Annotated in this window: 6 protein-coding genes; 5 read left to right on the forward strand and 1 reads right to left on the reverse strand. The window is 50.2% G+C overall.

All coding sequences use genetic code 11. The features are described from left to right. The first annotated feature begins 43 nt into the window (after positions 1 to 43). Positions 44 to 2,668: a helicase-related protein gene (locus CFK45_RS06785; protein WP_096085678.1), complete on the forward strand. Its 2,625-nt coding sequence runs from the start codon at positions 44 to 46 to the stop codon at positions 2,666 to 2,668. A 108-nt stretch (positions 2,669 to 2,776) separates the two neighbouring features. On the opposite strand, the gene CFK45_RS18625 is transcribed toward CFK45_RS06785, so the two are convergent. Beyond that, on the reverse strand, positions 2,777 to 4,021 hold the full coding sequence (locus CFK45_RS18625) for a VOC family protein (protein ID WP_204378430.1): 1,245 nt from the start codon (positions 4,019 to 4,021) through the stop codon (positions 2,777 to 2,779). 262 nt (positions 4,022 to 4,283) lie between these two features. Between CFK45_RS18625 and CFK45_RS06795 the strand changes: the two genes are divergently transcribed. The 4 genes from CFK45_RS06795 (at position 4,284) to CFK45_RS06810 (ending at position 20,821) form a co-directional block, all read left to right on the forward strand. Further along, a complete protein-coding gene (locus tag CFK45_RS06795; RefSeq protein WP_143247492.1) occupies positions 4,284 to 4,682 on the forward strand; it encodes a hypothetical protein in 399 nt (132 codons plus the stop codon). Between the two features lie 742 nt (positions 4,683 to 5,424). Continuing rightward, on the forward strand, positions 5,425 to 10,365 hold the full coding sequence (locus CFK45_RS06800) for an Ig-like domain-containing protein (RefSeq protein ID WP_096085680.1): 4,941 nt from the start codon (positions 5,425 to 5,427) through the stop codon (positions 10,363 to 10,365). Between the two features lie 640 nt (positions 10,366 to 11,005). Continuing rightward, positions 11,006 to 15,532, forward strand: coding sequence for an Ig-like domain-containing protein (locus CFK45_RS06805; protein WP_096085681.1), 4,527 nt, complete (start codon positions 11,006 to 11,008; stop codon positions 15,530 to 15,532). Between the two features lie 717 nt (positions 15,533 to 16,249). Then, positions 16,250 to 20,821 (forward strand): carbohydrate-binding protein, encoded by a 4,572-nt coding sequence (locus CFK45_RS06810; protein ID WP_096085682.1) that lies wholly within the window; start codon positions 16,250 to 16,252, stop codon positions 20,819 to 20,821. The last annotated feature ends 82 nt before the right edge of the window (positions 20,822 to 20,903 follow it).

Consider the following 20,903-nt stretch of genomic DNA (forward strand, 5'->3'; position numbering starts at 1 on the left):
CCCGGGAAGCGGGTGAAGCAGTAACAAACACTACAAGAGTTTTATGTCTGAATTTGTACAAGGCCAGCGCTGGGTTGTCGATAGCGAACCCGAGCTTGGTTTAGGTATTGTGGTTGCGATTGAAGGTCGCAGTGTCAATTTATTTTTCCCCGTCGGGGATTGCGAGCGTCGCTACGCGCTTGATCAAGCGCCGCTCACGCGCATTCACTTTCAAGAAGGTGAAGAGATTAAAGACCTCGATGGCAAGGCCTACAAAGTTAAGGCCGTGCACGAACAGGGCGGGCTACTGATTTACGAAACCGATCAAGGCTCACTTGTTGTTGAAACTCAATTGAGCCCTGAAATTCAGCTGAACCAGCCGTTTATGCGTTTATTGATGGGGCAAATTGATCGGCGCCGCTGGTTTAACTTCCGCCGCGAGTTTGAACAAAAAATTGCGCGCTTAAATGCTTCGCGCTTAAACGGTTTGCTCGGTGCGCGCGCTGATTTAATTGCCCATCAGCTCTATGTTGCCAATACGGCCTGCAATTTTGAAAAGGTGCGTGTCTTGCTTGCCGATGAGGTTGGCCTCGGTAAAACAATTGAGGCGGGTTTGATTTTAAACCGCCTGCTTAAGCAAGAGCGCGTCAGCCGAGTTTTAATTGCCGTGCCTCCGGCTTTACAGGTGCAGTGGCTGGTGGAGCTCATCCGCCGCTTTGGTATCAGCCCGGTTTTGTACAACGAAGAAGACCACGATTTTAACGGTGCTCAGATTCACCTGCTGCCGCACTGGGCTTTGAGCCTTGAGCGTGAAGAAATTCTTGAGGCTGGCTTTGATCTGTTAATTATCGACGAAGCTCACCACGTTGAGCTCGCAAGCAAAGAGTTTTCGGCGCTCGAGCAAATGGCCGCAGCGTTTGAACACTTGGTGCTGATGACGGCAACACCCGAGCAGCTGGGTTTTGATAGCCATTTTGCTCGCTTAAATTTACTTGATGCAAATAAATACAGTTCCGCTGAAGCTTTAAAGCAGGAAGAGCAGGGCTACGAGGCTTTAAATAAACTGCTGCGCGACATGCCTGAAAGTCGCGATGAGCTCTGCGCGCTCTATCAGCTTGATTCTAAACTCGACGATCAAACCTTGATTTCCGAAGTGCTCGACTGTCACGGCGTCGGCCGAACCCTGTTCCGCAATGCCCGTACTGCCGTTGCCGGTTTTCCTAAGCGCGTAGCCCACAAACACAGTATCGACAGCGGCGAATGGCAAGCGCGTTTTGACTGGCTTGCTGAATTTTTAAAACAGCACGCTCAGGAAAAGGTGCTGGTAATTATGCACAGCCGCGAACACGTCGCTGAGTGTGAGAATTTCCTCTGGCAAAATCACGGCATCGATTCGGCTACTTTCCACGAGCAAATGTCTTTAGTTGAGCGCGATCGTGCGGCGGCCTATTTTGCCGATATGGAAGAGGGCACCAGAGTTTTATTGTGCTCTGAGATAGGCAGTGAAGGGCGCAACTTCCAGTTCAGCAATAAGCTCGTTTGTCTCGATCTTCCCGAGCACCCGGATTTACTTGAACAGCGCATAGGCCGCCTGGATCGTATTGGCCAACAGCGAGACGTTGAAATTCACGTGCCGAGCTCGGCAAACTGTGACAATGCCCAGCGCTGGTCTTGGTATCACCAGGTACTTAACTGCGTAGAGCAGCAAAACCCCGCTGCAGCGGCGGTGCACGACGAGCTTTGCCCTCACGATCTGGACGATATTGATGAGGCTTTGATTCAGCAGGCTCAAGCAAAGATCAAAACCTTGCTGGCGGAAATCCACCAGGGGCGCGATGCCTTGCTTGAATTAAATAGCTGCCGCCAACCTCAGGCCGACAAACTCGTTGAACAAATCCGCGAATTTGAAGCACAGAGCCCGCTTTCACTCGTTGAAGAGGCCTCCGATTTGCTGAACTTTCATTTTGAAGAATTAGGTGGTGGCCGCTACTCGTTGATTCCATCTGACTCAATGTTAATTCCGCTTTTGCCAGGCATTCCCGCTGAGGGGGTGGAAATTAGTTTTGATCGGGCCCTGGCCAATACACGTGAAGACGTGATTTTTATGAGTTGGGATCACAGCTTTATTCAAGGCCTGTGGGAGCTATTAAAACAGGGCGAACTCGGCTCTGCATGTGTGGCGATGTTGCCGAGTCGACAATTGCCTCCCGGCAAACTGCTGATGGAATGCAGTTTTGACGTGGCGATACAGAGCGAATACGCGCAGGACTTACTGCCGTTTTTTACGCGCTACAGCGTGCGAGTTGTCAGCAGTGAACTTGCGCAAAAAGATCTTGCGCCGATGCTAAGTGAAGCGCAGCTGCAAGAGTCTTTACTTAAGGTAGATAAAAAACTGGCTCGCAAAATTATTAAGAGCCAAAAAGATCGTCTGCCGGAGTTTTATCAGCAAGCCGAACAGTATGCGCTTGCGCCAACTAAGCAGTTAGTTGACGAAGCGCTGCTTGCCCTGGAAAAACACTTTGATATTGAGCTTCAGCGCCTGCGTTCTCTGGCAGAGAAAAACGATGCTGTGGGTGAGCAGGATATTCAGCAATTGCAGCAACGAAAAAACAATATGGCTGAGGCTTTAACTCATCACGCTGTGCCCCAGCTAAGTGCAATTCGTTTAATTGTGACAAATAAGCCTTAATGCGGGCACTGCTGCGTAAAAAGTAGCGACAGCTTGTCGCTACTTCCTACAGGCTAGTTCTGCGTTTTTTGTGCTTGCTGTGATTTGTATTAGCTCTGTCTAAAAGCTTTAGGCATCAAAGGGTGAGCAGATATCAATTAAGCAGCCGCTGGGTTCGCGAGCGAGAAAGCGGCGCTGGCCGTAGAATTCGTTGCGCGGCTCCTGAATGATATCGACACCGAGCTCAAGCGCGCGCTTGTAACTCTGATCGACATCTTCAACAACAAAGGTCATATACATGCCGCTGGGGCTGCTTCTGTAGTTTTCAGGTATTAGTTCGTGGTCGTACTGAATAATGCCAAATTCAAGTTCCGGATCGGCGCTTGAGAAAAACTGCACATACCAGTCGCTGTCGTATTTGGTTTCAAGACCCAACAGTTGCGAGAAAAAAGCTTTGCTCGCTTGCAAGTTGTGTGAACAAATATTGGTTAGCAATTTTAGCTGTGGCTTTTTTTCCTCTAACGCCGCTTTGTCGACGTCAATGAGTAGCGGATCCTTGTTTTGTTCAACTAGTTCTTCAAAGCTCGGTGCTTCAATAGCCGCTTCAATACTAGGCGGCGCCGGAACTTGGCTGTCGCTGTTGTCGGTATTGTTTTTTTCTGGTTGTTTATTGCGCGCCTCAAACAGGGTGATTGCAACAATGGGCAGGGCATCGAACATAAACGCCAGCCAGAGGCAAAGCATGCGAATGGCGGTGTTTTGACCGCCCAGAACTTGGGCTAGGCCATCGATCGGGGAGGCTTGTTTGTTTTCGTCGGGCAAGCTTATTTCTTGTTGGGCGAGCTGTTCTACTTTTTCTATCTGTTCAGCCATTTGGCTACGGGTGGCTTCATTGTCTTCTAAAAAGCGTTTGGCCTGGGTTCTATAGCGCTCCGACAAACCCTGGTTGGCGGCGCTGGCTGCAATTTCAACATCGCGACTCATCGATTCCATTAATTGCACACGCTGCTCAAGCGCAGCGTTCATTGCTCTTTCTTTTTGCTCGGCAATGAGTCTTGCTGCCTCATTGCGATCTTGCAGAGCGGAAAAATAACCGTTGAGTGTGGCGTAACTTGAGAGAATAGAAAGCGCAAGTGCTGAGGCGATCAAAAACAATAGCACCAGCCTTAGCGGGCCGTTTTCCTGGTGCACAATCACGCCGGAAAAACCGTAGGCCATTAGCTGGACAGCACAGCCGACACCGGCACCGATCATGCCGGGGAGCCCGCCTAGCCAGCTGTAAAAAAACCAGCCAGTGCAGGCGATACTTGAAAACATCAACGTCAGGCAGCCGAGACCGACACTGCTTTTGTACAAAAAACCAACGTTTTTCATCGCTGCTCCGCGAAAACTGGTGGTGGCCAATGAGAGGGAGTAGCAGTTTAGCGCGAGCGAAGACTTCAAGCTAAGCGCTGGTTGGCAAAGTTTAGTCTTGACAGCAGCCTTTGTTCTCTCGTTCATATTGAACGCTCTGGATGCAGCCGAACTTGCGCCATGACAGCTTATAGCGGTTTCCAGCTAAGCTAATCTAACGTAAGCTAATTTCTGTTTTGTTGCAGTTGAGCGCGAAACTAACAAGTGTTGTTAAGGGAAAGAAATGAACTCAAATCTAACGCGTTACGCTTTTTATATGGGCATGCTTTATTTCTTTTTTATGGCTGTGGCTCATTTTTTCTCAATTAAAGTGCCGCTGCTGTTTGTTTATTACGACACTCCATTTTTTGCTTACCAAGATAAAATTATTTCGTTTGCTGTGTGCGCTTATATCGGGCTGTTTTATTCGGCTTCTAAGCACAGGGATGTCGCGCTGACCGCTATTGTTGTAATGGCACTCACGGTGGCAGGGTTGGTATCGGTCAATATGTCTGCGGGGCTGTTACAACTGCTTGCGCCGGGGCAAACAAGTTGGGCTTACTGGCTACAAACGGCATTTATTGGCAGTTATTTATTGCTGTTGTTGGGCCTGTATATGCGCGACGGTAAACAGCCAGGCTGAGCCTTGTCGCTTTACTCTGCTGCTTGTCTCCCTTGCGGGCAGAGTTGCCCTGCTCTGTTGTTCACTGCAGGCCCGGTGCAACGAATGCATTTTATTAGCTAGACCTGGCCTATCTCGGATAGGCCCAAATCCCCATCTTTTATATTTCAAACCAAAGTACTAAAAAACTTGCTTGTGCTTCCGTTGGTAACAGGCGGTTACGTTGTTGTTTTGTCGTTTTAATACTCTTTTGCTATTTAAGAATTACCGCAGAAGCGAGAGCCTAGCTGACAAAACACTATGCCTTGCGCGAGATTCCTGTATTGGGCGCGAATTACCTTATCAATATTTAGAAAAATTATACCGGGTGTTTTTTGCTCAATTTGTGTGCTGCTTTATTTCTTTACAGTAAAAAACTACAAAGCATAGAGTCGTCGCTTGTGTGAGCTGCCAAAGCCAGCTCACCCGAGTCTCGATGCTGTTAGAACCCGAATCTACGAGCTTCGAATGGATTGGGCTAAAAGCCCTTCGCACTATTGCTGTTTGTTTCCCGCGGATATTTTTTGTCTTTTAAGGTGGGGAGAAGTCGGCGCGCGATTAATGGATTAACACGCCTCTTTGTGCCGTTTACAAAGAACTAAGATGCTTCCGGTGTGGAGCTGCCGTTCTTATTGGCTGCTGAGCTTTGGTACAGCTAGCTGTAAAAGGTATTGCTTTTAAAAAAGCAAGACTCTCAAAATAAACACAATAATCCGAGGGATTTATGTTTAAGAAAAATGCAAAGACGCTGTTGGCTGGTGTTGTTGCAGTCGCAGCCAATGGCCTTGTTGTCGGTGCTGCGCATGCCGCTGTCCAGGTAGATATTAATGCCGATATTAAACACAGCGTAAACGGTGTTAACCAATTTGATAGAAAACGCCGCATTACCATGCACGCATCGCCAATTGAAAACGAGTGGATTGGCGAAAAAGAAAAATACGATTATTTAATGGAGCTCGGCGTGCATTTTGGTCGCGACGCCGGTACATCGATGTGGTATTTCCAGCAAACCGAAGGTGATGCAAGTCAGCCTCCCGCTGCCGATGACTATTTCCCGTGGGGTCATTTAGACGAGTTCAGCCGCGAAAGCCTAACTAGCGCGATGGATGGTTATCACTGGAATTTACAGACCAAGTACGAAGATGCGCACGAGTATTTTGATCGCAGCGAGTACATGATCGGAGCCTCGCAGCCGCGTCCGGCGATGCCAAACTGGTCGACCTATAGCTGGTTTGGCGGCGCGCTCAATTCTGAGAACCCGTGGCGTCCGCGCACGATGGAGCAGGCCGCCGAATGGTACGCGGCTTTTTTGCAAGAGGCTTATTTGCGCGATACCGGTGACGATGCCGTGCTGCCAATGCCGCGCTACTGGGAAGTCGTCAACGAGCCGGATATGCAGATGAATACGACTGGTCACGAAGGCCACCTGAGTACCTGGGAAGAGCTTTTTCGCTACCACAATGTGGTTGCCGATGTTGTGCGTGCACGCCTCGGCAATGACGCGCCGCTTATCGGTGGCATGACCTGGGGGCTGCACGATTTTCATCTCGGCGATGCCACTGCCTTCGGAGCACCGCGTTTGCAGGGTGAGGCTCTATTAACGGCATTTTACGGCGCCGACAGCGATGAAAATCGCGCACTGAAAGACCGCATTCGCAACGAGATTTTTGCGCCGTCGGCAACGATGAACGACAGCGCCACCAGCCGCGGCTGGTATCAGTGGGATGTTATCTGGAAGGGCTTTTTGGATACCGCCGGCGCCAATATGGATTTTTATTCCATTCACCTTTACGACTGGCCTTCGTGGCAGACTTCGGGCGGGCGAGTGCGCGCAGGTTCACACAGCGAGGCGGTGATGGACCTGCTCGAATGGTACGACGATAAGATGGTACCCGGCCCCAAAAAAGAGGTAATTGTCAGTGAGTTTGGTGCGGTACACGGTATGTACCAGGAGCAGGGCACAACACTCGATCGCATTCGCATGCGCTGGGAAAAACTCAAGCCTTTCTCTCAGATGCAGATGCAATTTTTAGAGCGCCCCGACTACATCACCATGTCTTTGCCGTTTATTGTTGTTAAAGGTCAGTGGGGCGATGGTGGGGCGACAACACCTTATGCTCAGAGTGTAATGGATAGGGACTACGACAGCTGTACCTTAAATAATGACAACGGTTACCAGTATTACAGCGACTGTGTGTGGAATTTTAACCCGGCTATTCACTGGTTTGAACTGTGGCGCGATATTGATGGCACCCGTCTAGATACCTGGTCTTCCGATCGCGATATTCAAGTGGATGCCTATGTAAATAACAATGACAGCCGCGGTGAGAATCACCTTTACGTCATTATTAACAGCATGGAAAAAGAAGATACCGAGCTTGATCTGAGCTGGGCCGGTATTCAAGGCAACAGCATTCAAAGTATCAGCTTGCGCCACCTTTATCTCGACGAAGCGATAGATGCTCACCCGGGTACTGGCCAGGGTAAACCGATTATGGCCGAAGCCGAACTCGCGGCGCTGCCAGATTCTGTGGTGATCGCTGCAGACTCCACCATGGTGCTCGACATTCAATACGCCAGTGCCATCAACCCGGCCTTTAACAACAATGAAAGCAAGTTCAGTGGCGAGCCTTTGAGTGCGGCGGCCCCCCACCGTGTCGGCGCCAACGGCTCGACTATTACGGCGCAAATTAACGGGGTTAGCAAGCCGGCAAGAGGTGAAGCGCAACTGCGTATTACCGCAGCATTTTATATGAGTCACTTTGGTCAGAGCGGCGTCGATCGCTCGAGTTTAAAGATTAATGGCCACGATGTTGCGATAGATAACGACTTGCGCGGCGAGGGCCAGGACGCAAATATTCTGGCGACTCTGGAATTCCCGTTCCCGGTTGAATATTTAGCTGATAACGGCAACAACAGTGTCGAGTTTAGTTTCCTGCCGGCCGGTGATTTAGCTGCGATGGCGATTCAAGTCTGGGATTTTGATAAAGATATCAGTCGCTCAACACCGGCCTGTAAAGACTGTGTTGCATTGAGCTCATTTAATGTCAGTGAAAATAGCGCAAGTTTGAAGGTAAGCCAGTCGCAAGCTTTGACAGCAAATTTTTCGCCGGCTAATGCCTCTAACAAACGCATCAATTGGAGCTCGACGAACCCCAGTGTTGTCTCTGTGGACCAAAACGGTGTAATTACTGGTACCGGTGTCGGCTCGGCAACCATCAGCGCAAGCTCGGTCGACGGCGGCATGAGCGATAACATCAATGTCAGTGTCAGCCAGTTGCTCGCTGAAAGTGTTGCTATTGTCGGTGTGCCGAGCAATTTATATGTCGGTTCGTCGAAGCAATTAAGTGCAGCCGTGCGCCCAATTCACGCCCCGGATCGCAGTGTCGTTTGGTCGGTAAGCCCGGCTTCGGTGGCAGAGATAGACCAGAACGGTGTTTTAACTGCGCGCTCTGCAGGCACGGCGACGGTCACTGTCGAAACCAGCAATGGCATTCGCAGCAGTGTCGATGTGCAAACATCGATACAAATGCCGACCGAGCTTATTTTATTGCCCGAGTCGACGCTGATGCCCAGCGGTGATTCCCTGCCCGTACAAGTTCAGATTTTACCTGCCGACTCAAGTTTAACGGAGCTGAATTGGGTGAGCAGCAATGCTGCCGTGGCCGATGTTGTCGCTGGAGATATTGTTGCACTCAGTGAAGGTACTGCGCGACTGACGGCAAGCATCAACGGCACAACTATCAGTGATTACATCGATGTTGAAGTGGTCAACCCCATCGGTGCTATGCAGTGGCGCGAAGCGGAAAGTTTTGATGCGACCGGTGGCACCACCGGGGGCATGGAAATTAATGTTGCCGCCGGCAATATAAACTACAACCAAACCGGAGACTGGGCCGACTACGTGTGGAACTTTGAGCAGGCCGGTATTTATCAGTTTGCCCTGAGTTACGGCACGATTATGGAGAGCTCCGGTATTGAAGTGCTGGTTGACGGTGTGGTGAATGCACAAAGTTCACTGAGCCCGACTGCAGGCTGGGATGCGCACCGGGAAGTCGTTGTCAGCAACGCCATTAATGTGCCGAGCGCCGGTACGCACACCGTGCGTATTAAATCCATCGGTGCGCCGGATGCTTTTCAGTGGAACGCAGATAAAGTTGGCCTGCGTTTGCTGAAAGTACTGAACTGTGCGCCGAATTGTACTAGTCCAAGCCCAAGCCCAAGCCCAATGCCGAGTGCCAGCCCAAGCTTGTCACCTTCACCTTCGCCCTCTCCGTTGTTAAGTCCATCGCCCTCGCCAAGCCCCAGTATTTTAGCTTCTCCGAGTCCGCTGCCATCTAGCAGCCCGAGTTTGCCGCCCGGTGGTGGCAGCGTTTTGGTTGAATTGGAAGACTTTGATTTAACCGGGCGTGACGGAGCCGCTATCGGCGGTGACAGTATTCTCGGCTTTAATAAAAACGGCTCGACTATTAACTGGAATACCTCCGGTGATTACGCCGATTACCCGGTGAGTTTTGACGTTTCCGGCAACTATCGAATTGTGCTTGATGCCGCTTCGCCGATGACCGGTGAGCTCGGTGTGATTGTTAGCCTGGATGGCAATCAGATAGCAAGTTCAGGGCTCAGTGCGACCGGTGATTGGGAAGTTTACGAGTCTCAAATTGTTGCAGACAGTGTGGCCATTACTTCCGGCAATTACACCTTGCGAGTACAGAGCAGTGGCGCCAGCGCCTGGCAGTGGAATGCGGACAAAATCCGTTTTGTTTTGTTAAACAGCACAGAGCCAAGTCCGTCGCCGAGCCCTTCTCTGAGTCCGTCGCCGAGCCCAGTGCCCAGCCCCTCCCCAAGCCAAACGCCGGCCGGTGACTTGCCATTTAGCAGCGCTGGAACCAGCATCACACAGCAAACACTGAGCTGGAGCACAGGCGTGATTGATACCTCGGCTGCAGCGAGCTTTGCCGTGAGCATGAAGGCTTCAGGTACAGGCCCTATGGAGAATTCAGATTATCTGAATATCTATTACAAAATTGACGGCGGCGCGCAGCTCGCCCTGTCTGAGTTCGTCAATGCGTTTGCGCAGCAGAGTGTCGCACTTGCGGGTCTTAGCGGCTCGAGTTTTGAGTTAATTGTTGAAGGCAAAACCAGCTGGGGTGACGAGACATACACGGTCAGTGATATCAGCGTTGTTGCGGAAAATAGCCCGCTGCCCTCACCGAGTCCATCGCCGTCGACTCAGCCATCACCGCAGCCGAGCACAAATCCCGCGGAGCCTATTTTGACCGAAGGCGAAGACTTTGTTGCCACCGGTGGTACTCAGGACGGTTTTACCACTCGTACCTTTTGGGGCACGACGACTTTTGCCGATCACATACTGACAGGTGCTTGGGCGGATTACGAAGTTGTTTTCCCGGTAAGTGGTAACTATGACCTGAGCTTTATTGCGTCGACGATGGAAAGCAGCGACTCCAACGCCAAAATTTATATCGACGGTGTTGCCGTTGCCGAAACACCAGTCTATGGCAACAACCTCAATGTTTTTGTTGAACATGAGATTGCCACCGGCCTAGCTATTAGTGCCGGCACCCACACTGTTCGTATTGAAGCGACGGGGGCTGTTTTGAAGTGGCACTTCTTTTTAGATAGCTTTACCTTTAGCACGCCTTAAAAAACGAGAAAGCTAGTTTTTTCTTGCTCAGTAAAAACTCCACTCTATTTGGCCCATCTTCGTAAGGAGATGGGCCTTTTTTATATTTTATTTTGAGTAAATGAAATCTATTGGTCTCGGATAGAAAATCGAATGCCACTTTTTTTCTGATTACTAAGTATGGTTTTCTTGTTGGATGGTTCAAAAAGTAACACTCGAATTTATCTTCGTTTTTGTGGTTTTTTAGATGTATTAGTTATATTTGATCTGGATTTGTTGTCGGTTTTTTTAGATTTTTCTTGCTAGATGTTGTCCGGATTTTGTGTCCATGCCTGTTTGTGTGAGTGCCCGGACAGTTATGGTTCAGTTTGCATATAAATTATTGTTCTAGTTGCTGAGGCTTGTTGTTTGCGCGAGTTTGATATCGGCTAGACATTAAAAAGCCTGTTAAGTTAGTTTTTCATCGCAAAATTAATTTTTTGTTGCTGAAGAGTCTTCTCAAGGATGAGATTAAAAAGCAGAGAGCGCTTGTTGTCTTCATTGTAAATGGCCATAAATTTGGGCTGCTCGTTGTCGTATTTTGCTCTGCTTATTTGATCAAAAATAATTGCTCAGTCCTCAAGTTCTTATAAGTCAAATAAATAAAATAACTGAGGGAACTATGTTCAAGAAATTTCCAAAATCGCTGCTAAACGTTGTTGTCAGCTCTGCCGTTGCAGGTGGTCTGGCCGCACACGCTAGTGCCGCGGTTCAAGTTGATATTAACGCTGATGTCATTCACTCGGTGAATGGCGCTAATCAATTTGAACGTGAACGTCGTATCACCATGCACTCTTCTCCAATTGAAAATGAGTGGCTCGGTGAAAAAGAAAAACTAGACTACGTGATGGAACTCGGTGTGCACTTCGGTCGCGACGCCGGTCTTTCTATGTGGAATTTCCGCCAGACCGAGGGTGACCCAACTCGTCCTCCGGAAGCGGACGACTATTTCCCCTGGGGCCATCTCGATGAATTTGACCGCGAAAGTCTGAACACCTCAGTCGACGGGTATCACTGGGCGATGCAAAACACCTACGCTGATGCTCAGGAATACTTTGTTGATCACACCAAGTATATGATCGGTGCAACTCAGCCGCGTCCAGCCTTCCCTAACTGGTCAACCTATAGCTGGTTTGGCGGCGGTTTAGAGTCTGAAAATCCGTGGCGTCCGCGCACTATGGAGCAGACGGCCGAATGGCTTGCGGCCTTCCTCGAAGAAGCGTATCTGCGTGAAGTGCCAGAGGGTGATGCCAAGGTTCCTATGCCTCACTACTGGGAAGTCGTAAATGAGCCGGACATGCAAATGAACACCGGCGGTCACGAAGGTCATGTTAATACCTGGGAAGAATTATTCCGTTACCACAATGTGGTAGCAGAGGTTGTTCGTGAAAAACTCGGTGACCAAGCGCCAAAAATTGGTGGTATGACTTGGGGCCTGCACGATTTCCATCGCGGCGACTCAACGGCTTTTGGTTCACCTCGCGCTCAGGGCGAAGCCCTACTGAAAATGTTCTACGGTGATGAAACGCCTGAGAACAAACCGCTGTTAGACCGTATTCGCAATGAAATTTTTGCGCCGTCTGAAACCATGAATGATCCGAATACCGGTCGCGACTGGTATCAGTGGGATGTGGTTTGGAAGATGTTCCTCGATCAGGCCGGTGAGAACATGGATTTCTACTCTATTCACACCTATGACTGGGTTGATTGGCCAACTGATCCTGCTCCGACCATTCGTACCGGTGCTCACACAGAAGCGGTAATGGATCTGCTTGAGTGGTATGACGAAAAATTTGTACCTGGCCCGCGTAAAGAAGTGGTTGTATCGGAATTCGGTGGTATTAACAGCGCCCATATGGACACCGGTGAAAACGTCGATTTATTCCGTGCTAAGTGGGAAAAAATTAAGTCCTTCCAGCAAATGCAGATGCAGTTCCTCGAGCGCCCTGATTACATCGCAATGTCTTTACCATTTATTGTGGTTAAAGGTAGCTGGGGTGATCACGGTAAATACGACCCTTACGCTCAATCTTTGTTGCAGCGTGATTACAGTACTTGTGAAGAAACCGAAAGCGCATTTATTAATTGTAAGTGGGACTTTAACTCGGCAATTCACTGGTATGAACAGTGGCGTGATATCGAGGGTACTCGTGTAGATACCTGGTCAAGCGATCGCGATATTCAGGTTGATGCTTATGTTAATAACTACGATAAGAATGGTGAGCACCACCTCTACGTAATCGTTAACAGCATTCACGGCGATAACACTGAAGTGGATCTGAGTTGGGCCGGTATTAACGGCAATAGTATTAAGAATATTGAAATGCGTCACCTCTACCTCGACGCTGAAGTTGATGGTGATGGCAACGCGGCTAACGGTGTCGGTAAGCCTATTCTCGCCGAAGCCGAGCTTGCTGCTCTGCCGGAGAGCTTAGTGGTTGCAGAAAACTCAACCATTATTCTCGATATTCAATACGCTAGCCCAATTAATTCTGCGTTTAATAATAACGAAACTAAGTATGCTGGTGAGCCTCTGTCTGCTACGGACCCATATCGTGTTGCCGCAGGTGGTTCAACTGTAACTACTCAAGTAAATGGCGTAGCCAAGCCTGCTAAAGGTGAAGCTCAGCTGCGTGTTGTAACAGCGTTCTACATCAGTCACTTTAATGACAATAACCTCGACCGCTCTTGGTTGAAGATCAATGGTCACAATGTTGAGCTTGATACGGATTTGCGCGGCGAAATTCACAGCGGAAAAATTCTGGCAACTCTGGAATTCCCTTTCCCTGTTGAATACTTAGCTGACAACGGCAATAACACCGTTGAATTTAGCTTCTTGCCTGCCGGTGAAATTGCGGCGATGTCCATTCAGACCTGGGACTTTGATAAAGACATTACTCGTTCAACGCCTGCGACTGATAACGTAGCTGTAAGCGGTTTCAGCGTTGCTGAAAATAGTGTGAACTTGAAAGTGACGAAGTCTCAAGCGCTGAGCTCTACGTTTGCTCCGGCTAATGCCTCTAACAAAACCGTAACCTGGACTTCGAGCAATCCAAACGTTGCCTCTGTTGATCCTAACGGTGTTGTTACCGGTACTAGCGTAGGTACTGCGACCATTCGTGCAGTTAGTGTCGACGGATCATTCACTGATTCAGTAAACGTTAGCGTGAGCCAACTGGTTGCCGACAGTATTGGTATTGTTGGTGTGCCGAGCGAACTTTATGTTGGTTCTAGTAAGCAATTAAGTGCTGCTGTGCGTCCTATTCATACTCCGGATCGTTCAGTGACCTGGTCTGCTTCGCCAACTTCAATTGCAACTGTTGACGAAAATGGTGTTGTAACTGCTAAAGCCGCAGGTACTGCGACTATCACTGCAACGACCAGCAATGGCCTGTCTGCGAGCACGACGATTCAAACCACAATGCTGATGCCCGAATCTCTGAGCCTTGAGCCCGAGACGACGCTGATGCCCAACGGTGATTCTCTGCCTCTGCAGGTGAGCATCGAGCCTTACAACGCTTCACTGCAAGATGTTAGTTATCGCTCAAGTAACCCGAATGTTGCTGACGTAGTTGGTGGCGATATCGTTGCATTGAGCCAGGGTACGGCAACTATTACCGGCACCATCGACGGTACTACTGTCAGTGATATCGTTGAAGTCGAAGTGGTTGTTCCTCAGGGCAACATGGTTTGGCGTGACGCGGTGAGCTTTAATGGAACCGGTGGTCCGCACGGTGGTTTTGAAATCAATACTTCCGCGAACAATATCAACATGAACCAAACCGGTGATTGGGCTGATTTTGTTTGGGATTTTGATACGGCCGGTATTTATCAATTTGCAATTGCCTACGGTACTAACCAAGATGGCGCTGGCATTGAAGTGCTGGTTGATGGTGTGAGTAACGCGACTGCATCGTTGCCAAATACAGGTGACTGGGATTCAGCAACTGAGACTGTTGTTAGCAATGCGATCAATATTCCAAGTGCTGGTAGCTACACGATTCGTATCCAATCGATCGGTGTAGCGAGTGCATGGCAGTGGAACGCCGACAAAATTGGCCTGAAACTGTTAAAAGCATCTAACTGTGCGCCAAATTGCCCGAGCCCAAGTCCGTCTCCGAGCGCGAGCCCAAGTGCTTCTCCGTCTCCGAGTGCAAGCCCAAGCCCAAGTGTCTCTCCGTCTCCGAGCGTAAGTCCGAGCCCGTCGCCTTCACCTAGCACGAGCCCATCGCCGAGCCCGTCTTTACCTCCTGTGGGCGCTGCAACAGTGGTGGTTGAGCTTGAAGACTTTGACGGTACCGGGCGCGATGGTGCAGCAGTTGGCGGCGATAGTATCAACGGTTTTAATGCCAGCGGTTCAACGATTAACTGGAACACCACGGGTGACTACGCTGACTACAGCGTGAGTTTTGAGACTTCTGGCCTATACAATATTGTGCTTGATGTTGCGTCGCCTATGACAGGTGAGCTCGGTGTTTTACTTAGCCTCGACGGTGCTCAAATTGCGACTTCATCTCTCAGCGCTACCGGTGATTGGGAAGTTTATGAGTCGCAAGTTGTTGGCACTAACGTCGCTATAAACGCAGGCACTTACACCTTGCGTGTTCAGAGTCAGGGTGCATCTACTTGGCAGTGGAATGCGGATAAGCTCAGCTTTAATTTTATTCAAAGCAGCGAGCCTAGCCCGTCTCCATCACCAAGTGTGAGCCCAAGCCCAGAGCCCAGCCCGTCGCCAAGCTCTAACCCAGGTGAGGCTATCCTTACCGAAGGTGAAAGCTTTTTCGCAACCGGTGGTACTCAGGATGGTTTCACTACCCGTACCTTCTGGGGCACGACGACCTTTGCCGATCACGTGCTGACCGGTGGTTGGGCGGACTATGAAGTTAGCTTCCCTGCAAGTGGCACATACGATTTAAGCTTTATTGCGGCAAGCAAAGAAGCGAGTGACTCGGGTGTGAAGATTTATATCGACGGCGTTGAAGTTGCCGAAACACCAGTCTATGGCAACAACCTCAATGTTTTTGTTGAGCATGAGATTGCCTCCGGCCTAGCTATTAGTGGCGGCACCCACACTGTTCGCATTGAAGCGACGGGGTCTGTTTTGAAGTGGCACTTCTTTTTAGATAGCTTCAGTTTTACTGCGCAGTAAGTCGTTAATTTGAGCCCAGTGCTTCGGGGCTCAAACTAATGTCCCTCTTGGCCGGCTTCAGTTATGGGGCCGGCTTTTTTCTTGCGGGTTTTTAGGTTTATTTACGCGGCCCCTGATCTCGGATCAAAAAATACTTGTTACTGTTTCGCTACCACCAAAGTATGGTTTTGTTTTGCTTGTGATCCCCGCAGTAACATCAATATTTCTATGTTTTATTTATTTTTATATTTCGTTTGACTATATGTCTTCTGCTTTAAGTTGTTGGTCAGGGTTTTTGGCTGATATTTATTGCTGTTATTTTGCTAAAAACACGTTATGTATTTATTGTTTTATTTGGAAAAATTCTAAGACTTGCCTCTAAGAGAGCAAGTATCAGCTTTTTGCTCTTTACATAAAAAAATCTTTCGTCATAAGGTCTTGTGTTCACAAAGTGGGAAAGCTTTGTAAAGGACCCAGCTGATTAAAGCTCATCGTCGTTGCCTTAGTTTTTGTTGTACTGATTTTCTCGTTTTTTTAAGAGTGCTTAGATAAAACATTGATGGCCTCGCGATACATGGATTAAGTAGTTGCCAAGGGCAAAAGCCGCCAGGGAAAGACCTTTGTTGTTTAGGTTTTTTGTTTTTTTCTCGTATGTGTTTTTGTTCTGGGCTAGAGAATCAAGTCTTGCATTTTGTAGTGGCAAACTCTCAATAATAAACACAATAATCCGAGGGATTTATGTTTTTAAAACCAAGGTTTAAGAAAAAACCAAAAGCGCTTTTAGCCGGCTTTATTACCGCTGTTGTTGCTGGTGGTGTGGGTGTTGCCACATCGGCAAGCGCCGCAGTTCAAGTTGATATTAACGCTGACGTTAAGCACTCCGTAAATGGCGTAAACCAGTTTGATCGCGAACGCCGCATCACCATGCACGCCGGCCCGGCCGAAAATGAATTTATTGGTGAAAAAGAAAAATACGACTACCTGATGGAGCTGGGCGTAAGCTTTGGCCGCGACGCCGGTACCTCCATGTGGTTGTTCAGCCAAACTCAGGGCGATCCCGAGCAGCCACCTGAAGCCAATGATTATTTCCCCTGGGGCCATCTCGATGAGTTTGATCGCGAAGGCTTTAAAACGGTAATGGACGGTTACCACTGGGCTTTGGCAAATCAGTATCAAGATGCTCACGAGTATTTTGATCGCACTAAATACATGATTGGTTCAACCCAGCCCAGGCCTGCTATGCCTAACTGGTCGACCTACAGTTGGTTCGGCGGCGCCTTGGACTCAGAAAACCCATGGCGCCCGCGCACCATGGAACAAGCTGCCGAATGGCACGCGGCTTTCCTTCAAGAAGCTTACCTGCGCGACACCGGCGATGCGCCAACCATCCCAATGCCCGCGTACTGGGAAGTGGTGAACGAGCCGGATATGCAGATGAATACCACCGGCCATGAAGGTCATTTAAGCACTTGGGAAGAGCTGTTTGATTACCACAACGAAGTGGCCAAGGTTGTGAAAAATCGCCTCGGTGCCGATGCGCCAAAGGTTGGTGGTATGACCTGGGGGCTGCACGATTTCCACTTGGGTGATGCGACCGCCTTCGGTGCACCGCGCCTGCAGGGTGAAAATCTGTTAACGGCGTTTTACGGCGCCGATAGCGACGATAACCGCGTATTAAAAGATCGTATTCGCAATGAGATCTTTGCTCCGTCCGAAACGATGAACGACACAGCGACCACGCGCGCCTGGTACCAGTGGGATGTGATCTGGAAAGGTTTTCTCGACACCGCCGGTGAAAACATGGATTTCTACTCCATTCACCTTTACGACTGGCCTCAGTGGCAAACTGCCGGTGGTCGCGTACGCACCGGTTCGCACAGTGAAGCGGTGATGGATCTTCTCGAGTGGTACGACGACAAGATGGTGCCCGGCCCTAAGAAAGAAGTCATCGTTTCCGAATACGGTGCCGTTCACGGTACGTATCAGGAGCAGGGTACGACGCTTGACCGTCAGCGCATGCGCTGGGAAAAGCTGAAGCCTTTTTCACAAATGATGATGCAGTTCCTCGAGCGTCCTGATTACATCACCATGTCTCTGCCATTTATTGTTGTAAAAGGGCAGTGGGGTGACGGCAATGCTCAGCAGCCTTATGCGCAGAGTGTGATGGACCGCGACTACGACACTTGTACGCTGAACAACGATAACGGTTGGACCTATTACTCGGATTGTCAGTGGAACTTCAACCCGGCGATTCACTGGTTTGAACTGTGGCGCGACGTAGACGGTACTCGTCTCGATACCTGGTCGAGCGATCGCGATATTCAGGTTGATGCTTACGTTAACAACAACGACAAAAATGGTGAGAATCACTTGTACGTTATCGTTAACAGCATGCACACTGAGAACACCGAAGTTGATCTGAGCTGGGCCGGTATCGACGGCAACGCGATTCAGAGCGTAGACATTCGTCACCTCTATCTCGACGAGAATATCGATGCGCATCCGGGCACTGGTATTGGCAAGCCAATTATGGCCGAAGCCGAGCTTGCTGAATTGCCTGAGTCTTTGGTGGTCGGTGCAGACTCAACCATCATTCTCGATATCCAGTACGCCAATGCCATTAACCCGGCGTTTAACAACAACGAAACTAAGTTCAGCGCTGAGCCTCTGGCCGCTGCCGCACCTCACCGTGTCGGCGCCAACGGTTCAACTGTTACGGCTCAAGTGAACGGCGTATCTAAACCAGCTAAAGGTGAAGCCCAGCTGCGTGTTACTGCCGCGTTTTTTATGAGTCACTTCGGCGATAGTGGTGTTGAGCGTTCCTGGTTAAAAATCAACGGCAATGACGTAGCAATCGACAACGATCTGCGCGGTGAAGGTCAGGATGCAAATATTCTTGCGACCCTGGAATTCCCGTTCCCTGTTGAATACCTTGCCGACAACGGCAATAACACGGTTGAGTTCAGCTTCCTGCCTGCCGGCGATCTGGCAGCCATGGCGATTCAGGTGTGGGATTTCGATAAAGACATCACCCGTTCAACGCCTGCGACGGCGGTTGTTCCTGTTAGCGGCTTCAGTGTTGCTGAAAACAGCCTGAACCTGAAAGTGAGCACCTCACAAGCGTTGACTTCAAGCTTTGCGCCTGCGAATGCTTCAAACAAAGTGGTCAGCTGGACTTCCAGCAACCCAAGTGTTGCTTCGGTTGATCCGAATGGTGTTGTCACCGGTACCGGTGTGGGTTCTGCAACGATTACTGCGGTATCTGTAGATGGTTCTATCTCCGACACAGTCAGTGTCAGTGTTGCCCAGCTAGTTGCCGACAGTGTTGGCATTGTTGGTGTTCCCAGCAGTCTCTACGTAGGTTCTTCCAAGCAGTTGAGCGCTGCGGTTCGCCCCATCCACGCACCGGATCGCGCAGTAACCTGGCGCTCGTCGAATACCGATGTTCTAACGGTTGATGCCAACGGCGTTGTTGAAGCGGTTGGTCAAGGTACTGCGGCCATTACCGCAACGACCAGCAATAATCTCAGCGCTTCGGTCAGCATCACGACTGAAATCCTGATGCCTGAAACGCTGATACTTGCTCCTGCTTCTACCCTGATGCCTAACGGTGATTCGCTGCCTATTCAGGTAACTATCGAGCCGAGCAACGCCTCGTTGCAAGATGTTGTTTATACATCTAGCAAGCCTGGCGTTGCAGATGTTGTTGGCGGTGATATTGTTGCTCTGAGCCAGGGCACTGCGACTATTACTGGTACGATAGCTGGCACTAACCTAAGTCAAAGCATCGCGGTTGAAGTTGTTGTTCCTCAAGGTTCAATGGTGTGGCGCGAAGCGGAAACCTTTGATGCTACTGGTGGTGCCACCGGTGGTGTTGAAATCAACGTGGCCGCGGGCAATACCAACTACAACCAAACCGGTGACTGGGCCGATTATGTTTGGAATTTTGAGCATGCCGGTACTTACCAATTTGCTCTGAGCTACGGCACGGTCATGGAAAGCTCAGGCATCGAAGTGTTGATTGACGGCGTAAGCAATGCTGCGTCTTCGCTGCAGCCGTCAGGCGGCTGGGATACTCACCAAGAGGTGGTTGTTAGCAACGCAATCAATGTGCCTAGCGCCGGTGTGCACACCGTTCGCATACTCTCGGTCGGAGCGCCGGATGCGTTCCAGTGGAATGCAGATAAAATTGGCCTGCGTCTGTTGAAAGCGTCTGCTTGTGCGCCAAACTGCCCAAGCCCTTCGCCTTCTCCAGATCTGCCGAGCCCAAGCCCAAGTGCGTCTCCGAGCGTAAGCCCAAGCCCGTCGCCTTCAGCTTCTCCTATTGCAAGCCCGAGCCCAAGCCCCAGTGCGAGCCCTAGTGTCTCTCCATCACCAAGCCCTAGCCCTTCGGCTTCACCGGGCACAGGGCCCGGCGTGAGTGTTGTGGTTGAGTTGGAAGACTTTGCTGGTACTGGTAAAGACGGCGCCGCAGTTGCCTATGACACCGTCGTTGGCTTTAACAAGGCCGGCTCGACCATCAACTACAACACCACTGGCGACTACGCTGACTACAGCGTGACTTTTGAGCAGTCTGGTACTTACAACATCGTTCTCGACGTAGCTTCGCCAATGGCGGGTGAGCTCGGTGTGGCAGTAAGCCTCGACGGCACGCAAATCGCAGCTTCTGCTTTGGCTCAGACTGGCGATTGGGAAGTGTATAACTCTCAGGTGGTTGCTACTAACGTAGCGATTGCTGCGGGCACTTACACCCTGCGTGTACAGAGCCAGGGCGCATCTGCGTGGCAGTGGAATGCTGACAAGCTGAGCTTTAATTCAGTGAGCATCAGCGAGCCTAGCCCGTCGCCAAGCGCTAGTCCATCGCCAAGTACCAGCCCGGAGCCCAGCCCGTCGCCAAGCTCTAACCCAGGTGAGCCTGTGCTCACCGAAGGTGAAAACTTTGTAGCGACCGGCGGTACTCAGGACGGTTTCACTACCCGTACCTTCTGGGGAACCACGACCTTCGCTGACCACGTACTGACCGGCGGTTGGGCTGACTATGAAGTCAGCTTCCCGGCTGACGGCAAGTACGACCTGAGCTTTATCGCTTCGACCATGGAAAGCAGCGACTCCAATGCCAAGATCTACATCGACGGTGTTGCGGTTGCTGAAGCCCCGGTTCACGGTAATACGCTCAATGTGTTTGTTGAGCACGACATTGCCAGTGGTCTGGACATTAGTGCCGGTACGCACACCATTCGTATCGAAGCGACTGGTTCCGTGCTGAAGTGGCACTTCTTCTTAGATAGCTTCACGTTTACTGCTCAGTAATCGCTGATGTGAAAAGTTTGCGGGTTTGAGCCAAGTTGTTCCGCCCGCGTCCCTCGATACCCGGTTGCCTGTGGCGCCGGGT

The organism is Agaribacterium haliotis (assembly GCF_002312815.1).
Lineage (GTDB): Bacteria > Pseudomonadota > Gammaproteobacteria > Pseudomonadales > Cellvibrionaceae > Agaribacterium > Agaribacterium haliotis.

Coding starts and splice junctions, on each gene's coding strand:
- CFK45_RS06785 (WP_096085678.1), top strand. CDS start 44: ATGTCTGAATTTGTACAAGGCCAGCGCTGGGTTGTCGATAGCGAACCC.
- CFK45_RS06800 (WP_096085680.1), top strand. CDS start 5,425: ATGTTTAAGAAAAATGCAAAGACGCTGTTGGCTGGTGTTGTTGCAGTC.
- CFK45_RS06810 (WP_096085682.1), top strand. CDS start 16,250: ATGTTTTTAAAACCAAGGTTTAAGAAAAAACCAAAAGCGCTTTTAGCC.
- CFK45_RS18625 (WP_204378430.1), bottom strand. CDS start 4,021: ATGAAAAACGTTGGTTTTTTGTACAAAAGCAGTGTCGGTCTCGGCTGC.
- CFK45_RS06795 (WP_143247492.1), top strand. CDS start 4,284: ATGAACTCAAATCTAACGCGTTACGCTTTTTATATGGGCATGCTTTAT.
- CFK45_RS06805 (WP_096085681.1), top strand. CDS start 11,006: ATGTTCAAGAAATTTCCAAAATCGCTGCTAAACGTTGTTGTCAGCTCT.